Raw genomic sequence first — 17,837 nt, 5'->3', positions numbered from 1 at the left:
AGGGGTGAGCCCGTCGCGGACCCGGGACGGGCTCACCGTGGAAACACCGGAAAGACCGTCCCGCGGCCACTGTTCTCGCCACCCTGACCCCGCCGGTGCCGGACAGATGAGGAGATGTCCATGCGGTTCCGGGCGTTGCGCGTCGCAGCCGCGAAGGTGGTCGCCCTGTCGGCGGCCGCGCGGCCGCAAAGCCCGACGGCGAAATCTCCCGCGGTCTCCGTCGGCCGAGACTCCTCGACCGGAGGTGAAACCTGTTCCACTTCGATGCCGAGCTGACAAACCACTCCGGAACGCCGTATGTTGTCCAGAACAGTAACGTGTTCTAGTCTGGCGCCGTGGAAGGGACCGGGATGGACGAGCAGGCGATGCGGTATCCGAACCACCTCGGCCACCTGGTCGTCTCCGCCCTGAAACGCCACCGGGACAAGCCGGTCATGGTGCTGGGCGAGACCACGATGACCGGGGGCCGGACCGCCGAGCAGGTCAGCCAGTACGCCCAGGCCTTCGAGGCGCTCGGGGCGGGCACCGGCGCGTCGGTCGCCCTGCTGTCGCTGAACCGGCCGGAAGTGCTGCTCATCATCGCCGCCGGCCAGCTGCAGGGCTCCCGGCGCACGGCGCTGCACCCGCTCGGCTCCCTCGACGACCACGCCTACATCCTCGCCGACGCCGGCATCACCACGCTGATCATCGACCCCGTGCCCGCCTTCGTCGACCGCGCGCTCGGCCTGCTCGAGAAGGTCCCCGGCCTGACCCAGGTGCTCACCATCGGACCGGTGCCGGAACCGCTGGCCCACGTCGGCAAGGACCTGACCGCGGCCGCCGCGACGTTCGAGCCGGGTCCGTTGCGGCCCGCCGAGCTGCCGCCCGACCAGGTCGTCTCGATCACCTACACCGGCGGGACCACCGGCAAGCCCAAGGGCGTCATGGGCACCGCGCAGGCGATGACCACGATGACGCAGATCCAGCTGGCCGAGTGGGAGTGGCCCGAGGCGCCGAAGTTCCTGATCTGCACACCGCTTTCGCACGCCGGCGCGGCGTTCTTCGCCCCGACGCTGATCAAGGGCGGCTCGCTGGTCGTGGTGCCGAAGTTCGACCCCGCCGACACCCTGCGGATCATCGAGGAGCAGCGGATCACCGCGACCATGCTGGTGCCCACGATGCTCTACGCGCTGATGGACCACCCCGACTCGCGCACGCGCGACCTGTCGTCGCTGCAGACGGTGTACTACGGGGCCGCGTCGATCAACCCGGTGCGCCTGCGCGAGGCGATCGACCGGTTCGGGCCGATCTTCGCGCAGTACTACGGCCAGTCCGAGGCCCCGATGGCGATCAGCTACCTGGCCAAGGGCGACCACGACGACGCGCGGCTGGCCTCCTGCGGCCGTCCCTCGGCCTTCCTGCGCACCGCCCTGCTCGACGCCGACGGGCAGCCCGTCGCGCCGGGCGAGCCGGGTGAGATCTGCGTGGCGGGCCCGCTGCTCGCCGGCGGCTACTGGAACCTGCCGGAGGTGACGGCGGAGACGTTCCGCGACGGCTGGCTGCACACCGGCGACGTCGCCCGCGAAGACGAGGACGGCTTCTGGTTCATCGTCGACCGGGTCAAGGACATGATCGTCACGGGCGGGTTCAACGTGTTCCCCCGCGAGGTGGAGGACGTCGTCGCCGAGCACCCGGCGGTGGCCCAGGTGGGCGTGATCGGCACCCCGGACGAGAAGTGGGGCGAAGCGGTGACGGCGGTCGTGGTCCTGCGCTCCGGCGCCGGCGCCGACCTCGAGCGGCTCACCGCCGAGATCCAGGCGGCGGTGCGGGAGCGCAAGGGCCCGGTGCACGTGCCCAAGCAGGTGATCGTCGCCGAGTCCCTGCCGATGACGGGGCTGGGCAAGCCGGACAAGAAGGCGCTGCGAGCCCAGTACCAACCACACCGCGCCGGCGTGTAGGGCGTTATACGGTCAGCTCCTCCGCAGGGAACGGCGGAGGAGCTGACCGCCCGGTCCGGTACGCTGGCACACCTAGTCAACAAATTGAGTAGGTGAGGTGGGCATGAACAGCTTCCGCAAGGCCGTCGAAGCACGCGATCCCGACGCCATGGCCGCGACGCTGGCGGAGAACGTCGTGTTCCGCAGCCCGGTCGCGTTCAAGCCGTACCCCGGCAAGGCGATCACCGCGGCGATCCTGCGCGGTGTGCTGCGCGTGTTCGAGGACTTCCGCTACGTGCGCGAGCTGGACGGCGGCGAAGGCCGTGACCACGCCCTCGTCTTCGAGGCCCGGATCGGCGACGTGCGGGTCGAAGGCTGCGACTTCCTGCACCTCGACGAAGCCGGCTTGATCTACGAGTTCACGGTGATGGTCCGGCCCCTCTCGGCGGCGCAGGCGCTGGCGGAGGCGATGGCGGCCCAGTTCGAGCAGATCCAGCGCGAAGCAGTCAATTAGTTGAGTATGGGGCTGCGGCACGCGCTGATGGCGGCGCTGCTCGAAGGCGAGGCGTCGGGTTACGACCTGGCGAAGGGGTTCGACGCCTCGGTGGCGAACTTCTGGGCCGCCACCCCGCAGCAGCTCTACCGCGAGCTCGACCGCATGGCGGCCGACGGCCTGGTCCAGGCCCGGCTGGTCCACCAGGAGCGGCGCCCGGACAAGCGGCTGTTCTCGCTGACCGACGCCGGGCGCCGGGCGCTGCACGCGTTCACGGCGCAGCCGCCCCGCCCGGGCGTGATCCGCGACGAGCTGCTGGTGCAGGTACAGGCCGTGGACGCGGGCGACGAAGCGGCGGTCCGGCGCGCCTTGGCGGACCGGATGGCCCGGGCGGAGACCAAGATCGCCGGCTACGAGCGGCTCCGCGCCCGGCTCCTGGACGGCCGGTTCGAAGACGACTACCTCGCCGAGGCGGAGCGGATCGGCCCGTACCTGACGCTGATGCGCGGCCTGTCGTTCGAGCGCGAGAACCTGCGCTGGTGTGAACAGTCGCTGAAGGCACTGGACCGGCGGAGCTGAGCTGTCCGATGTGGACCGGTTGTACGGCTCTTGTACGACCGGGTCCCACCATGGTTCCCATGTCACTGCACCGTCTCGCCCAGGCCGCGCTGGCCGCCGGCGTGCTCGCGGGCCTGGTCGCCGCTCCGGCGGCCGCCGCCGCGGCTGCCCCGGCCACCCTGCCTGCCGACCAATACACCCTGACCGCCAACTACAACCAGTTCGACGCGGTGAACAGCGCCCTGGTGTCGACGCTGGGCACCGCCGCCGTCCACACCGTGATGGAGAACGCGAACCACGACCGCGCCGCGCTGCCCTCGTCGTTCTCCGTCGCCGGGCTCTCCACGGGGTTCCGCTTCGACAGCGACGACAACTCCGACTGCGCCAACTACCCGCAGGGGATCACCACCAGCCGCGACGCCGTGGGCACGGCGAACGGCGGCAACTACGACGGGCACCAGCTCGTCGCGGTCAGCTGGTACACCAAGGACGGCTGCAGCGGTGACCAGTCGCGCAGCCGGATCACCCTGGCCGACTGGGACGCCGACTACCCCAACAAGTACCGCAAGATCCTGCTCGTCGAGCCCACCGGCACCGCGGACGCCCCGGACTTCAAGGACATCCCGATCCACGCCGGCGGCATGTCCTGGTACGGCGACTACCTCTACGTCGCCGACACCGGCAAGGGCATGCGCGTGTTCGACATGCGCAAGATCCTCAAGACCAACAACGGCGGCACCGCCGACCAGATCGGCCACCAGAGCGGCAGCACGTACTACGCCCACAACTACGCCTACGTCCTGCCCCAGGTCGGCACGATCTCCTCGAAGACGACCTCGGGGACGAACCTCGCGTGGTCGTCGATCTCGCTCGACCGCGTCAGCAAGTCGATCGTGATGACCGAGTACACCTGCTCCTCGGGCTGCACGGACTACCCGAACCGGGCGCCGCGGGCGATCCGCTACCCGTTCGCCGCCACCGGCACCTTCGCCGCCACGACCACGGCGAGCCAGGCGCTGCAGCTGCCCTGGTACAAGCTCAACGGCGTGGCCTCGCACAACGGCCGCTGGTGGTTCAACTCCTCCGGCTCGAAGCAGCTCTACTACTGGAAGCCCTCGGCCGCCGCGCAGACGTTCTCGTGGGTGGGCAGCGGCGAGAGCATTTCGTACTGGGAGGACGACACCAGCGCCGACCTGCTGTGGTCGCTGCAGGAAGGCGCGGGCAGCCGCAACGTCTTCGCGGTCACCCAGGCCACCTACGGCGGCGGCTGAGCCGGCCCGATCGCGAACGGCCCGTCCGGGACACCCCGGGCGGGCCTTTTCGTGACCCTGCGAGGGTGTGGTTGCCACCCCGCTCGCCTGCCCATACTGGCTCCATGGAGGCCAGACGAGGACTCGGCGAGTTCCTCAAGACCCGCCGATCCCGGCTGCGGCCCGAAGACGTCGGCCTGGCCACCTACGGCGACCGGCGCCGGGGACCGGGCCTGCGCCGCGACCCGGCCACGCGCTGTTCGCCGGGCACAGCGCGCTGGAGGTCGAGCGCCGCGGCGGCGCCTTCGCGGTCAACCGGTGGGGCCCGTTCCCGCGGCGATGACCACCCGGTGAGATCCGGATCACGTCGGCGTGGCTCGGCGCGCCTCCGGGGCCGGTGCCTGCCATCCTGTGCCGTCAAGAGGTAGCGGACGAGAGGACAACCCCGTGGGCATCATCGCCTGGATCGTGCTGGGTCTCATCGCCGGGGTGATCGCGAAAGCCCTCATGCCGGGCAAGGACCCGGGCGGCTGCATCATCACGATCCTGCTGGGCATCGCCGGCGCGTTCGTCGGCGGCTGGATCGGCAAGACGCTGTTCCACACCCAGCTCGGCACGTTCTTCGACCTGCGCACCTGGGGCCTGGCCATCCTCGGCGCCCTGATCATCCTGGCCGGCTACCGGCTCATCTTCAACCGCCGCGACTGACGCGGGCGGTGGGGGCGCCCGCGCGGCGCCCCCACCGGTCCCGGCTCAGTTCAAGGTGACGCCGTACGCGCTCAGCGCCTCGCCGACCGGCTGGAAGTACGAGCTCCCGCCGCCCTTGCCGGACGTGATGCCCAGGCCGACGCTGCCGGCGAACAGGCAGCCACCGGAGTCGCCGGGGTTGACCAGCGCGCTGGTCTGGATCAGCTGGTACACCGAGCCTTCGGCGTAGTTCACCGTCACGTTGGTCCGCTGCACCGAGCCCGAGGTGAGCTGGGTGGTGCTGCCGCTCTTGCTGATCCGCTGCCCGACGGTCGCGGTGCCGGCGGAGGTGATCCGCTGGGTGGCGCCGTTCCACAGGGTGACCGCGCCGGGCGCGCTGCCGGTGGTGTTGCGGATGAGCCCGTAGTCGTTGGTCGGGAAGCTGGCGCCCTGCGACGGGCCGACGTTCCACTGCGACACCGCACGGGTGCAGTGGCCGGCGTCGATCAGGTAGTTCTGGCCGCCGCGGTTGGTGTTGAAGCCCGCCGAGCACCGGGTGCCGCCGCCGGTGATGGCTTCGCCGTTGTAGATCGCGGTGTGCATCTCGCCGGCGACCCGCTCCACGCGGACCAGGTCACCGAGCGAGGCGGCCGCCTTCACCAGGGCGTCGGTGCCCTTGGCCGCGTCGGCCAGGGTCAGCACGACCTGGTTCGCCTTCGGGTCGAGCCCGATCGAGGTGTGTGCCACCGCGGGCAGCGCCTGCAGGGCGTCCTGCGCGCTCGCGAGCGCGGTGCTGGAGTGCTTGACCAGCCGGGCCTGGGCGCCGGCGCGTTCGACCTGGTCGGCGGTGGCCTGGTCGAGCACGTTGACGACGGGCTTGGCGGCAGCGTCGAGGTAGCCGTCGGCGGCGCGGGCCCCGAGGGACGCGGTGACGCGCTGCAGAGTGTCGACGCTGGCTGCCTGAGTACGCAGCAACGCGACGGCGGCGGACTCGCTGATCCCGGCTTCCGCGGCGAGGGAAGCGACGGCTTCGCTCTGCACGGTGGCGGAGTAGCCGTCGATGGTGGCGGCGGAGACGGGCGTGAAGAAGCCGATGGCCGCGGCGGCGGCCACCAGTGCGGCGGCGGAGCGGGCGAGGAGGTGGTGTCCCGGGGACGTTCTGCGCATGCCGGTAACTCCCTTTCGCGATCGCGGGCGAAGCCGGCGCGAGGGGTGGCCGCGCCGGACGAGCCGGCGCACGTGGCCGGCACCGGGTGATCCGGTGGGTCGAGGGTGAGCTGTGGCCTCGAGGGGCGGTAGCGACTTTCGTCGTATGGGACAAAAGATAGGTACCGGGCAATTCGCCCAGAGCCGGTTCGCGCAGAGCACCCGGACAGTCCCCAGCGCCCGGCCCGGGCAGCGGAGATGTTGGCGCGCAGTGGTTTTTGAGCTGACGTGAACGAGAATCCACTGTTCGCACGAAGGTGCCGGCGGCCTCGCGTGTCTATGCTGGATCGCGGCCAGGCTCTCGGTTCCGGGAAGACGCGCGACATGAACGACCAGCGGCAGGTGCTCGTCCGGGCGGAGTCCCGGCACGTCGTCGTCTCCGACCTCGACGGTGATCCCGAGACACTCACCTACCCGGGTGTCACGCTCACCCGGGTCAACGCCGGGATCCCGGACGAAGGCCTTTGGCTCCCGATGGGCGACCGCCCGAGCGAGGTCGACGACGAAACCCTCATCGAGGCGCTGCGCGCGGCCTTCCTCTGGCGGATCGGGTCCCCACGGCGCTCCAGGCCGGAGGAGTAACGGCCGCTGCACCGGGTAGCCCCTCCTGCGAAGGAGGAGTCACACGGTGCGAGTGAACTGGGGCACGGCGCACGAGCCGGGGTGGCAGGTGCTGGACGTGGCCGGAGCCGGCCCTGCCGCGCTGACCTCCGCACGCCGGTGGGCGGAGGAGAAGCTGGCTTCCCTCGCGGAGGCCGATCGGGTCGACGCCGTGATCGTGGTCGGCGAGCTGCTGGAGAACGCCTACGTCCACGCCACCGGCCCCCACCAGCTGCGGCTCCACCTCGCCCACGACCCGTGCGTGCTGACGGTGGCCGTCTCCGACACCGGCACCGGAGAGCCGCAGCTGCGGGTACCGGGCCGCTCCGGCGGCCGAGGCCTGCTGCTCGTCGACGAACTGTCCCTCGCCTGGGGCGTGAGCCACCACGACGACGGGAAGGTCGTCTGGGCGCGCCTGCCCTGCGCGGGCTAGACGGGTAAATGCGTAATGCCTCAATCACGGAGCTGGGTGGTCATCCCGTCGCCTGAGGCCGTCAAATCACTTTGAGCCGGGCCCGCAACCCAATGACCAACACGAGATGACAGCGCAAGCTTGCGGGCCCGGCTCAAAGTGATAGGCCTCAATCAGGCGACGGGATGACCACCCAGCGGCCCACCTCCTCCGCGTGGGGTGGGAGCGTTAGCCGTGGTCATCCCGGAGCCTGCCCGTCCGGCGAGGACAATCTTTAGAGCCGCGGCAGCAGTGTCCCCCGCCCGCAGCCATCGCGCTGCGGAGGTGAACAGGATCGTTCACCAACCGGACTTACGCATCACCCGGCTAGCGGCCGTTCCAGTGCACCGTCGCCGGCGGCTCGAAGTACCTGCGCAGGTGCTGCTGCTCGGCGCGGTCCTGCACCGGCAGCCGGAAGACCGAGCCGTCCGGCCAGGTCAGTGTGCTCTTGCCGAAGCTGAGCTCCGGCGCCTGCGGCCTGCGTGCCTCCCAGACGATGCGCGGCGGCGGTGCGTCGGCCGGGTCCGTGTAGGTCGTTCCGGTGTCGACCACCGCCAGGCACGACGGCGAGCACGCCAGCCACGCACCCTTCACCGGCCCGAGGCGGTCGGCCAGGTCGAGCGCCATCGCGTTCGCCGGGCCCGAAACGCCGATCGTCCGCTGGAACGGCAGTCCCGGCCGTTCGCCGTGGGCCAGGGCGAAGACGCCGAACACCGCGGCGCCGATCCCCCGCAGCACGTTCCAGAAGAACCGCCGGACGAGCCGCTTCCCCACGACGGTGCCGTCCCGGCGGCGGCCGGGGACGTCGTAGCCCACGTCGGTGTCGCCGAAGTGCAGCACGATGACCGGCTCGCGCCACCGGTCGCGCACCAGCGCCTCGACCCGCTCGCGGTGCCCGGGCCGGACCCGGGTTTCCTGCGACCGGCGTTCGACGCGGTCGTGGAACTCGGCCGCGCGGACGTCTAGATGTCGAGGTCCTTGCGCGTGTCCTCCGGGCTCCGGTCCCCGCCGATCTCGCTCTTGTCGAACCACGGTTCGTCCCCCTCGGGTGTGACGGCTTCCTTGCCTTCGGCGAACGCGCCCTTGCCCGCCCCGATGCCGGCCTTGACGCCCGCCCCGGCGAGGAGCGGCTTGACGCCGGCCGAGGTGCCGAACATCGTCGTGAGCGCCCGGTTGCTCGGCTGCCAGCCCTGGGCGACCGCGCCGAAGCCGAACTTCGTCTCGCCCGGCATCACGCCGATGCGCAGCTTGCGGGCGAACACCTCGAGCTTCCCGGAGTACCTGACCAGGAACTCCATGAACTTGTCGAGCAGCTTGCCGAACTTGCCGAGGTAGCGCGTCACCTTCTGCAGCACGCTGGCCGCCTTGGCGATCGACGCGGTCATCGCGGCCGCCACCGAGCCGCCGAAGCTGATCACCGACGCGGCCAGCGCGGGCAGCCACAACGTGATCAGCCAGGACACCAGCTCGGTGATGATCCCCTTGATCACCTCTTCGATGACCACCATGACCATCGACCACATCTGCAGCACCTCGGCCACCGAACCGGCGGCCGAGCCGATCCCGCGGATCCCCGAGGAGAAGTCGCCGAGCGCTTCCTTCGCCGCGTTGCCGGCGTCGTCGACCCACTCGGCCAGCGCGGTGTCGCCGGTGCGCTCGAAGTCGTCGGCGAGCGCGACGAACCCCTGGGCGATCGTCACGAAGTTCTCGGAGGCGTGGCCGATCGCCGGGCCGTCACCGGTGACCTGGTGCAGCGCGTCCTGCAGCGGCTGGACCAGTTCGAGCAGCATGTTCAGGCCGTGGCTGACCAGCCAGCCGATCGGGTCCATGGCGAAGGTGACCATGTCCGCGGCCGCGGCGCCGACGAACGCCGCGCCGTCACCCACCAGCGCCGCCCCCGCGGACGCCAGCTCGGCCGGGCCGTCGGCCTCCGCGGCCTGCCGGGCGTGCTCGCCGATCTTCTTGCCCGCCTTGTAGGCGGTGCCGGCCACCGGCACGTAGCCGGCCGCGCGGTCGAGGTTGGCGCCCATGCTCTCGTCGTAGGCCCCGACGTCCAGCGCGTCGGCGATGCTCTTCTTCGGCTCGGTCATTCGCCCTGCCCGATCGCGTCGATTTCCGCCTCGTACCGGCCGAAGGCGACCTTCCCGGCGTCTTCGGTGCCCTGGTACATCTCCGCGGCTTTGGTGAGCTTCGTGGTGAACCCGTCCACGCCGTCCTTGAGGTCGGTCAGCAGCGACCGCAGTTCGGCGAGGCGGTCGGTGTAGCCCTGCTTGGCCCAGAGGCCGACGAGCCCCCAGGCTTCGTTCGTGACGTCGGCGGCGTCGATCTTGGCGCCGAACTTGTCCGCCTCCTGCTCGTAGAACGGCAGCTGCTTGGCGTAGGCGGAGATCGCCCCGATGTTCGTCTGGATTCCGTCTGGCATCGCGGGTTTCCCTAGGATCGGCGGAGGATGGGGCCCTGGTCGAAGTCGTCGTCGTCCCCGGCCGCGGGCCGGCGGACGGGCCGCGACGGCTGCCGCGGCTGAGGCTCCGACGCAGGCTCGGCCGCCGCGGTTCCGAACGCTTCCGCCTGGGCTTCGCGCACCTGCGCCGAGACGTCCACGCCGAACGCGTCGCCGAAGGTCTCGTCCACGATGCCGGCCTGCTGCTGCGCGGCCGCGGCGGCCGCCCGGCGGATGGTGGTCATGATGGTCGCGGCCAGCTGCCCCGCTTCGACGCGCGTGGCGCCGGCGGTGAGCCGCAGGTCGGTGATGGTCCCGCCGGCCCCGGCGGTGACGGTCACGGTCCCGTCCGGCGAGGTGACGGTGGTCTCCAGCCGGGCGATCCGCTCCTGCATGTCACCGACACCGGCGAAGCGGGCCTCGGCCTGGCGCACCTTGTTCTGGAAGTTCTGGAACTGGGCGATCAGCTCGTCCATCTGGGCGGACATCGTGTCTCCCTTTGTGCGGTTCAGGGCTGTGCGGTTCAGGGCTGTGCGGTTCGGGGCCTGTGTCCGCATCATGACAGATCCGGTTCGCCGCCGATCGCGTTTCGCGCCGATCGCGTGTCCGGAAGACGGCGAGCGCGCCCGCGGTGTCACGCCGGGCGCCGGCAGTTCCGGTCAGAGGCAGGGCGGCCGGTAGCCGTCGACGCGCAGGCCGCGGAACTCCAGCTCGTTCGGCGTCTTCCCGACGAACACCAGCCCCCGCGCCTCCTTCAGCGCCGAGGCGAACGAGTACGACGGCGTCCCCAGCTCCGGCAGCGACGTCCACTCCCGCGGCGAGAAGCCGAAGAACCTCGTCACCAGCCGCCCGCCCGTCGACGGCACCGGCGTCAGCCACTTGTCGCCACCGCTCCAGTGGGACGCCGGGCGCAGCTGGACGTACAGGTCGCCGGTCGCGCGGTAGGTCAGCAGGAAACCCGCCGACCGGGACAGGTCGGCCTGTGCCTCGAACCGGTTGCCCAGCCACACCACGGCCACGTGCCACTCGGCGTTCAGGAACGTCACCTTCGCCGTGTACCGGCGCCCGGCGGGGACGAGCAAGCTCCCGGTGGCCGGGACCGTCGTTCCTTCGCCGCTGGCCAGCCACTGCTGCAGCCGGTCGATCGACGGGGTCGCGCACTCGCGGCCCGGCGACGCGGTGGCCTGCGGCGTCCCGGTCAGCGGGACCACCAGCAGGACAGCCAGGGCGGAAAGTGTTCTGGCGAAAGGAAACCGGCCGCGCATTCCCGGCAAGCTAGCACCGACGCACGCCCAGCACCACCTACCCGGCCGGGCCGGCAGGCCGCCCGGCTAGGCTCTTCGTCGGCGAAAACGACCATTTTCGCCGAGGCAAGCGCACCACGACGCGGGGAGAACAACCCATGCTGGACCGAGCGGTCATCGATGCCCTCTTCCCTGCCGACCTGCCCGGACCCGAGCACTGGGAGCAGCAGTACCCCGCCCGGCAGCTGCCCGAGGGTGCACTGGTCACGCGCCTCGGCCCGTCCCCGACCGGGTCCCTCCACCTGGGTGGGGTCTACGTCGGCCTGATCGACCAGGACGTCGCCCGGCGCTCCGGCGGCCGCTACCTCGTGCGCATCGAGGACACCGACCAGTCCCGCGAGGTCGAGGGCGTCCTCGACCAGTTCGAGCGCGGCTTCTCCTACTTCCACCTCGCCGCCGACGAGGACATCCACCGCGGCGGGGACTACGGCCCGTACCAGCAGTCGGCCCGCGAGCGGATCTACCTCAGCTACGTGCGCGAGCTGCTCCGCCAGGGCAAGGCGTACCTCGACTTCGCCACCAAGGAGGAGCTGGCCGCCATCACCCAGCGGCAGCAGGCCACCAAGCTCCCCACCGGCTACTACGGCAGCTGGGCCATCTGGCGCGACGCCGACCCGGCCGACGTCCAGGCCAAGCTCGACGCCGGTGCCCCGTACGTCGTGCGGTTCCGCGCCCCGGACGACACCGGCGCCCGCGCCCGGTTCACCGACGCCATCCGCGGGCCGCTGGAAGCCGAGGCCAACCGCAACGACGTCGTCATCCTCAAGAGCTCCGACCAGAGCCCGCGGCTGCCGACCTACCACTTCGCGCACGCCGTCGACGACCACCTCATGCGGGTGAACCTGGTCATCCGCGGCGACGAGTGGATCTCGTCGGTCCCGGTGCACCAGCAGCTGTTCGACGCGCTCGGCTTCGAGCCGATCACCTACGCCCACATCGCGCCGCTGATGAAGCAGGAGGGCGGCAGCAAGCGCAAGCTGTCCAAGCGCAAGGACCCGGAAGCGTCGGTCGACTTCTTCATCGAGACCGGCTACCCCGCCGAAGCCGTCCTGTACTACCTGCGCGGCCTGGTCAACGGCCGGCTCGCGGAGATGCCGCTCGAGCAGGCGCTCGACGAGCCGATCAACCTCGACGAGTGCGGCGTCGCCGGCCCGCTGGTGGACCTGGTCAAGCTCGACGACATCGCCGCCGACCACATCGCCACCCTTCCGGGTGCCGCGATCCTCGACGCCGTCCGCGGCTGGGCCGAGCGGTTCGACCCCGAGCTGCGCCGGGTCCTCGACGAGGAGCCGGAGCTGGCCCTGCGCGCGCTGGCCGTCGAACGCGAGGGCGCGGAGAACCCCCGCAAGGACCTGAAGAAGTGGAGCGAGTTCCGGGCCGTGTACGGCTTCTTCTTCCCGCAGCTCCACGCCGCCGTCACCGGGCCGGAAGACGAGCGCATCGCCGCCCTCGGCGTCGACCCCGCGGTCGTCCGGGCCGTGGCGCACGACTTCGCCGCGGACTACCGCCAGCTCGACGACGGGAGCGAGTGGTTCGACCAGATCCGCGCGGTCGCGGCCAAGCACGGGTTCGCCCGCAACGCCAAGGAGTTCAAGAAGAACCCCGAGGGCTTCCCCGGCTCCATCCGGGAGGCCTCGCAGATCATCCGGATCGCCCTCACCGGGTCGACCCGCAGCCCCGACCTGCACGCGATCACGCAGGCGCTGGGGCAGGACGAAGTGCTCGGCCGGATCGCCGCGCTGACCAAGTAGGGCCCGCGGGGCTCCGGCGCGTCAGGCGCCGGAGCCCTCGTCCTCGAACGGCCGGAAACCGAAGCGCACCACGCTCGCCGGCTGGGTCCTGGCTCCGCTGTCGACCACCGCGGTGATCAGGCCGGCCGCGTCCTCCCGGTCCAGCCGGGCCAGCAGGCGGGCGAGCGCTTCCGGGGCGCCCACCGGTTCCGCCGGCGACTGGACCAGCGTGCGGTGGAGGATCCCCACGTCCCAGCCGTCCACACTGCCGCTGCCCGCCGGGACCCGGAGGGTCGCGTCGAACAGCCAGCGCGGCGGCTTCCCGGTCAGCGCCGGGGTCGCGTGCGCCGTGAGGCCGACGACCTGGTCGGCTCGGATCAGGCCATCGCTGAGCGTCGCGATCCACACGTTGGTCAACGCCATGGATCAACGGATAACAGCCCCGGCCCGGCTCGGCAAGCCCACCGGCTCACTCCGGCTGTTCGGTCTTCGTCTCCTCCATCATCAGCAGCGCGCCGTGGCTCTCCCCGTTCGAGCTGCGCAGGGCGCTGCACAGGAGCCGGACGACCGCGGCGCGGCCGCGCCGGTTGATCGCGTCGAGCACCAGCTCACCGTGGTAAGCCGGGTCCGAAAGCGCCTCGCGCACCACCGGGCGGACTTCCCCGACCGGCAGGCCGATGTCCAGGTTCAGCAGGTGGATGCCCTCGGCTTCCTCCCGCCGCACGCCCCACAGGTCCTCGGCGCCGCGGTTCCACGCCTTGATCCGCATCTCGGCGTCGATGACCACGATGCCGGCCCGGATCGAGGTGAGCACCGACTCGAGGAACTCGTTCACCTCGTCGAGGTCGAGGCTGCGCTCGCGCAGCGCGTCGTTGATCGTCTGCAGCTCGTCGTTGGTGGACTGCAGTTCCTCGTTCATCGTCTCCAGTTCCTCGTTGGTGGACTGGAGCTCCTCGTTGGTCGTCTCCAGTTCCTCCACGGTGGACTGGAGTTCCTCGTTGGTGGTCTCGAGCTCCTCGTTGGTCGACTGGAGCTCCTCGTAGGCCGACTCCAGCTGCCGGTTCGTGTGCTCCAGCTCGGTGAGCAGCTGGCGCGCCCAGCTGACGTCGTGGAACACGACCGAGACGCCGAGCAGCGCCTTGCTCTTGTTCACCAAGGGGTTGACGTGGACCTCGTACCACACGGTCTCCCCGGCCCGGCGCCACTCCACGTCCTTGATCCGCAGCGACCGGCGCTCCAGCCGGGCCTGCTCGACGTAGGCGCGCAGCGCCACCGGGCGGTAGGAGACGTCCAGATCGCGCAACGGCCGCCCGATGTCGCGTTCGGACAGTCCGAACGCGACTTCCGCCTGGGCGTTGATCAGCGCCGTCGTCTCCGCCTCGGTGACGACGATCTGCGCCACCGGGCTCGCCGAGAAGGCGTGCTCACGCAGTTCTTCGAGACCGGAGATGTCCTGCGCGCGCCGCTGCGGGTAGCTGTGGGAGACGAAGTGGTGGTAGCTCACGGGCGCGTCGACCGCCTTGCGGAACACCCGCCGCTTGAGGTTCACCGGCTCGAAGATCCGGGTGTGGGACAACAGCATCTCGGCCTTGCCGAGGAACAGCACCCCGCGGGGGGCGAGGGCGAAGTGCAACCGCTCGAGGATCTTGGTCTGGGTCTCGGCGTTGAAGTACATCAGCGTGTTGCGGCAGACGAGCAGGTCTATCCGGGAGATCGGCGCGTCCTGCACCAGGTCGTTGCGCCCGAAGATCACCGAACGCCGGAGGTCCTTGCGGAAGCAGTACCGGCTGCCCTGCAGCTCGAAGAACTGCTCGAGCTGCGCTTCGGTGAGCCCTTCGACCTCCGCCGGGGTGTAGGCCGCGAGCCGGGCCTGCGCCAGTGCTTCGTCGTCGACGTCGGTGGCGTAGATCTTGACCCGCTGCCGGAACGCTTCGACCCCGAGCGCTTCGGCGAAGAGCATCGCGAGGCTGAAGGCCTCCTGCCCGGCCGCGCAGCCGGCGCTCCACACGCGGATCGGCTCTTCGGGGCCGCGCTCGGCCAGCAGCGCAGGCAGCACGTGCTCGCGCAGGTGGTCCCACGCGTCGGGATCGCGGAAGAAGCCGGTCACGTTGATCAGGATCGTGTTGAACAGCGCGACGAACTCGTCGGCGTTGACCTGGAGCTGGTCGATGTAGTCCGCGTAGCTGTCGATCTCGACCTGGCTCATCCGGCGGCGGACCCGGCGCATCAGGCTGCTGCGCTTGTACCCGGTGAAGTCGAAGCCCCGCGACTCCTTGAGGTAGGTGAGCACGGACTCGAACTCACCGTTGGGTTCCTTGGGCTCGGTCACGGTCCGACACGCTACCCGGCCGGACGGTCACCGACGGTGCGGGCACCGGGAAGCAGCACCGCCCAGACCACCTTCCCGCCGGCCCACGACCGGCTGCAGCCCCACGTACGGGCGATCTGCGCGACCAGCTTCAGCCCCATGCCCGGCTCGAACGGGGACAGCCGTTCGAGCAGCACGGCCGGACGCGTGTCCTCATCGGCCACGGCCACCGTGCACACCCCGCGGCGCAGATCGAGCCGCAGCTTCGGTTCGGACGTGGTGTGCCGCAGCACGTTCTCGACCAGCTCGGTGGCGATCAGCCGGGCGTCTTCGGCGAGTTCGGGCACCTCCCACTCGCGCAGCCGGGCCGTGACGAACTCGCGGATCTGCGCCGAGGTGCCGTCGGCGCGCGGGAACACGCTTTCGCACCGGCGGCGCACCGGGTGACCCAGTGCCGCCACGGCCGCCGCCACGCCGGAGCAGACCGGCACGTACCGGTCGACGGCGTGGCGGCTGAGCACCTCCTGGTGGCCGGCCCCGGCCGCGAGCGTGAACGGGATGCCCGGCCAGTCACCGATCCGCATGGCGACCAGGGAGAAGACGCTCACCAGGGACGGGTCGGCGATGGTCAGCGCGCTGATGTCGGCCACCAAGCCGTCCGGCGCGTCGGTGGCGATCTTGAGCAGGCCGTCGCGCAACGTCGGGTAGGAACCGAGGTTCAGCTCACCCGTCGCCCGCACGACGGTCGCGTCCTCGTGACGGTCGACGGCCAGCCGGACCGCGGTGAAGCTCATGGCGACGACGCCTCCTCCGCCCGGCCGGGCTGCGGCGCGGGTTCCTTCTCGGCACGGCCGGTCGTCTCGAGCAGGAACCGGCGCAGCGTATCGGCGGCCGCGGTCGCTTCGGACTCGGACTCGGCGTAGCGCTTGGCCAGCCCTGCCGGTCGCCGCCCGGCGACCTGCGCGGCCAGCTTCCGGGCCAGGGTCGCCTTCTCGTCGAGCGAACGCAGCGCCGTCTCCAGCGCGGCCAGGAATTCGCTGTCGTGGGCGGTGAGCAGCGCCTGGGTCGACCAGGCGTGCCCGATCCGGCAGCGGTACCGGCCGGCCGGGTCCACCTCGGTCAGGGTGCCCCGGCAGTCGGGGCACGTGTAGACCGAACCGCTGTCACCTTCGGACGGGACGAACGTCCCGGCCCGCACGGTGTCGCGCGCAATCCGGTCTTCGAGCAGGAGCAGGTCCGACGGCGGCGGCACCTCCGCCGCCGCCACCGGTGTGCCGACCAGCTTGTCGAGCAGTGCGCCGACGTCGGCGGCCCGGACCACGTGCTCGGTGTCCACCAGGGACAGCGCGCTTTCCGGCATGCCGGTGTAGAGCGCGTCGGCGGGATCCTGGACCACGGCGACGCCGCCCTGGTCCACGATCGCGCGCAGCCCGGCAGCGCCGTCGTCCAGCACTCCGGAAAGCACGACTCCGATCACCTTGGGTCCGCCGGTCAGCGCGGCCGAGCGGAAGGTCGCGTTGATCGCCGGCCGGTGCCCGTTCTCCGTCGGCCCCCGGCTCAGCACCAGCAAGCCGTCCTCGGTGAGCAGGTGCCGGTCGGGGGGTGCGACGTGCACGGTGCCCGGCTCGATCGGCACGCCGTGCAGCGCCGTCCGGGCCGGCAGCGGGCCCGCCCGGTCGAGGATGCGGGCCAGCGCGCTCCCCGCCTCGGCGTGGAGGTGCATCGTGACGAGTACCGCGCCCGGGAAGTCCGGCGGCAGCGCCGACATCACCCTCCGCAGCGCCTCGACCCCGCCGGCCGAGGCGCCGACGACCACGAGGTCTCTCCGGAAGGGCGGCACCGCGCCCACCTCCTCACTCCTCACCTCACGGTAGTGGAGGCCGTCCACTACCTTGAGTAGCCCCCGCCGAGCGGGCTAAACCACGGCTGCGCCCGCGACCGGCGCCCACGTGGCCGACGATGGCCTCGGCGACTCGCGGCAGCGGGAGCACCGAGCCGGCCAGGCCCGTGCCGATGGCGGCGCCGGGCATGCCGAAGTGCCCGGACGTCGGCTCGTCCTGGGCGAACACGGTGCCGCCACAGACGACCACGACCACACCGGGCACGAGTTCGCCGCCGTCGACGGCTTCGGTCACCCGCAGTGCCGTGCGGCCGGCCAGGATCGACGTCAGGTGACTGAACCGGAGGGGATCCTGGTGCCGGGCGACGAGCACCGCCGCCGGGAGATCGGCGGGGAGCGGGCCGAGAACCCGGGTGAGGGCGTCCAGGCCGCCGGCCGAGGCGACCAGGGCGACGACCGGGAAGCGCGCCGCGGAGCCGATGGTCACCGGTGGTCACCGCCGACGACGACCGGCGAAGCCCGCCGCGCAGCCGGACGGTCCCGCACGGGGTTCATCGTGGCACGGGAGGAGCCCCGCCGACCAGCGAACCGGCTTCGGCGCGGACGTGAGATGCTCGACGGCGCAGGCAGGCCGAAGGCGGGAGGCGCAGCGGGTGACCACCTGGATCGACGTGATCAACTTTGTCCGGACGCGGTACGAGGTCCTCGAGGAATCGGAGGACTGGCTGCGGTTCCGGCTCGAGGGCCCGCGGGACCGGACCCAGCAGGTGACGGTGCACCACCTCGCCGAGCTCGACGGCGGCTCGTGGATCGAGATCTCCTCGCCGGTCGGCTGGGCCGACAAGCTCGACCTGCGCCGGCTGCTCGAGCTGGCCGGCGGCTCGGCCGTCGGCGGCGCCGCGGTGGTGGACGGCGTCGCGCTGCTCAAGCACACCGTGCCGCTGGAGGAGCTCAGCATCCAGGAGGAGTTCGAGCGCCCGCTCAAGGCGGTCGTCGCCCGCGCGGACGCCTTCGAACACGAGCTCACCGGCACCGACGAGTTCTGAGGCGTCCG

20 protein-coding genes are annotated in these 17,837 nt (G+C 71.2%); 9 read left to right on the top strand and 11 right to left on the bottom strand.

Going from position 1 to position 17,837, the window contains the following annotated elements; all coding sequences use genetic code 11:
- The first annotated feature begins 335 nt into the window (after positions 1–335).
- The 5 genes from fadD8 to ACWEGE_RS40690 all read left to right on the top strand — a co-directional run bounded on the left by fadD8 (position 336) and on the right by ACWEGE_RS40690 (position 4,925).
- Positions 336–1,937 (top strand): fatty-acid--CoA ligase FadD8, encoded by a 1,602-nt coding sequence (gene fadD8, locus ACWEGE_RS40710; RefSeq protein ID WP_449665831.1) that lies wholly within the window; start codon positions 336–338, stop codon positions 1,935–1,937.
- Between the two features lie 103 nt (positions 1,938–2,040).
- Positions 2,041–2,430 (top strand): nuclear transport factor 2 family protein, encoded by a 390-nt coding sequence (locus ACWEGE_RS40705; protein ID WP_449665830.1) that lies wholly within the window; start codon positions 2,041–2,043, stop codon positions 2,428–2,430.
- A 6-nt stretch (positions 2,431–2,436) separates the two neighbouring features.
- A complete protein-coding gene (locus ACWEGE_RS40700; protein ID WP_449665861.1) occupies positions 2,437–2,988 on the top strand; it encodes a PadR family transcriptional regulator in 552 nt (183 codons plus the stop codon).
- Between the two features lie 59 nt (positions 2,989–3,047).
- Positions 3,048–4,238, top strand: a complete 1,191-nt coding sequence (locus ACWEGE_RS40695) for a hypothetical protein (RefSeq protein WP_449665829.1) — start codon at positions 3,048–3,050, stop codon at positions 4,236–4,238.
- A gap of 426 nt (positions 4,239–4,664) precedes the next feature.
- The gene (locus ACWEGE_RS40690; protein WP_449665828.1) at positions 4,665–4,925 is read left to right on the top strand and encodes a GlsB/YeaQ/YmgE family stress response membrane protein; all 261 of its coding nucleotides are present in this window, start codon (positions 4,665–4,667) and stop codon (positions 4,923–4,925) included.
- A 45-nt stretch (positions 4,926–4,970) separates the two neighbouring features.
- Here the strand turns inward: ACWEGE_RS40690 and ACWEGE_RS40685 are convergent, their stop codons facing one another.
- Positions 4,971–6,071: a S1 family peptidase gene (locus tag ACWEGE_RS40685; RefSeq protein WP_449665827.1), complete on the bottom strand. Its 1,101-nt coding sequence runs from the start codon at positions 6,069–6,071 to the stop codon at positions 4,971–4,973.
- 318 nt (positions 6,072–6,389) lie between these two features.
- Here ACWEGE_RS40685 and ACWEGE_RS40680 point away from each other — a divergent pair, with 318 nt between their 5' ends.
- On the top strand, positions 6,390–6,692 hold the full coding sequence (locus ACWEGE_RS40680; protein WP_449665860.1) for a hypothetical protein: 303 nt from the start codon (positions 6,390–6,392) through the stop codon (positions 6,690–6,692).
- Between the two features lie 46 nt (positions 6,693–6,738).
- Positions 6,739–7,143: an ATP-binding protein gene (locus ACWEGE_RS40675; RefSeq protein ID WP_449665826.1), complete on the top strand. Its 405-nt coding sequence runs from the start codon at positions 6,739–6,741 to the stop codon at positions 7,141–7,143.
- 345 nt (positions 7,144–7,488) lie between these two features.
- Here ACWEGE_RS40675 and ACWEGE_RS40670 read toward each other — a convergent pair whose 3' ends face one another.
- From ACWEGE_RS40670 to ACWEGE_RS40650, 5 genes are all read right to left on the bottom strand, one after another.
- A complete protein-coding gene (locus tag ACWEGE_RS40670) occupies positions 7,489–8,031 on the bottom strand; it encodes a hypothetical protein (protein ID WP_449665825.1) in 543 nt (180 codons plus the stop codon).
- A gap of 92 nt (positions 8,032–8,123) precedes the next feature.
- A complete protein-coding gene (locus ACWEGE_RS40665; protein ID WP_449665824.1) occupies positions 8,124–9,251 on the bottom strand; it encodes a hypothetical protein in 1,128 nt (375 codons plus the stop codon).
- Positions 9,248–9,583: a hypothetical protein gene (locus ACWEGE_RS40660; protein WP_449665823.1), complete on the bottom strand. Its 336-nt coding sequence runs from the start codon at positions 9,581–9,583 to the stop codon at positions 9,248–9,250. Before ACWEGE_RS40660 ends, ACWEGE_RS40665 begins: the two co-directional genes overlap by 4 nt.
- An 11-nt stretch (positions 9,584–9,594) precedes the next feature.
- Positions 9,595–10,089 carry a YbaB/EbfC family nucleoid-associated protein gene (locus ACWEGE_RS40655; RefSeq protein WP_449665822.1) on the bottom strand — a complete coding sequence of 165 codons (495 nt, stop codon included), beginning with the start codon at positions 10,087–10,089 and terminating at the stop codon, positions 9,595–9,597.
- Between the two features lie 171 nt (positions 10,090–10,260).
- Positions 10,261–10,866 (bottom strand): hypothetical protein, encoded by a 606-nt coding sequence (locus ACWEGE_RS40650; RefSeq protein WP_449665821.1) that lies wholly within the window; start codon positions 10,864–10,866, stop codon positions 10,261–10,263.
- A gap of 137 nt (positions 10,867–11,003) precedes the next feature.
- Here ACWEGE_RS40650 and ACWEGE_RS40645 point away from each other — a divergent pair, with 137 nt between their 5' ends.
- The gene (locus ACWEGE_RS40645; protein WP_449665820.1) at positions 11,004–12,656 is read left to right on the top strand and encodes a glutamate--tRNA ligase; all 1,653 of its coding nucleotides are present in this window, start codon (positions 11,004–11,006) and stop codon (positions 12,654–12,656) included.
- Between the two features lie 21 nt (positions 12,657–12,677).
- Here ACWEGE_RS40645 and ACWEGE_RS40640 read toward each other — a convergent pair whose 3' ends face one another.
- Genes ACWEGE_RS40640 through ACWEGE_RS40620 form a run of 5 tightly spaced genes read right to left on the bottom strand, consistent with a single transcriptional unit; the run spans position 12,678 to position 17,270 of the window.
- Positions 12,678–13,058, bottom strand: a complete 381-nt coding sequence (locus tag ACWEGE_RS40640) for a hypothetical protein (RefSeq protein ID WP_449665819.1) — start codon at positions 13,056–13,058, stop codon at positions 12,678–12,680.
- A gap of 46 nt (positions 13,059–13,104) precedes the next feature.
- Positions 13,105–14,964 (bottom strand): CheR family methyltransferase, encoded by a 1,860-nt coding sequence (locus tag ACWEGE_RS40635; RefSeq protein ID WP_449665818.1) that lies wholly within the window; start codon positions 14,962–14,964, stop codon positions 13,105–13,107.
- 11 nt (positions 14,965–14,975) lie between these two features.
- The gene (locus ACWEGE_RS40630) at positions 14,976–15,737 is read right to left on the bottom strand and encodes an ATP-binding protein (RefSeq protein ID WP_449665817.1); all 762 of its coding nucleotides are present in this window, start codon (positions 15,735–15,737) and stop codon (positions 14,976–14,978) included.
- Positions 15,734–16,783, bottom strand: coding sequence for a chemotaxis protein CheB (locus ACWEGE_RS40625; RefSeq protein WP_449665816.1), 1,050 nt, complete (start codon positions 16,781–16,783; stop codon positions 15,734–15,736). The genes ACWEGE_RS40630 and ACWEGE_RS40625 overlap by 4 nt, the downstream gene beginning before the upstream one ends.
- 25 nt (positions 16,784–16,808) lie before the next feature.
- Positions 16,809–17,270, bottom strand: coding sequence for a chemotaxis protein CheB (locus tag ACWEGE_RS40620; protein WP_449665815.1), 462 nt, complete (start codon positions 17,268–17,270; stop codon positions 16,809–16,811).
- A gap of 166 nt (positions 17,271–17,436) precedes the next feature.
- Here ACWEGE_RS40620 and ACWEGE_RS40615 point away from each other — a divergent pair, with 166 nt between their 5' ends.
- Positions 17,437–17,829, top strand: coding sequence for a hypothetical protein (locus ACWEGE_RS40615; RefSeq protein ID WP_449665814.1), 393 nt, complete (start codon positions 17,437–17,439; stop codon positions 17,827–17,829).
- Positions 17,830–17,837 lie beyond the last annotated feature (8 nt).

Source organism: Amycolatopsis sp. NPDC004747, from assembly GCF_053601335.1.
This window is presented reverse-complemented; position numbering and strand designations above follow the sequence as displayed.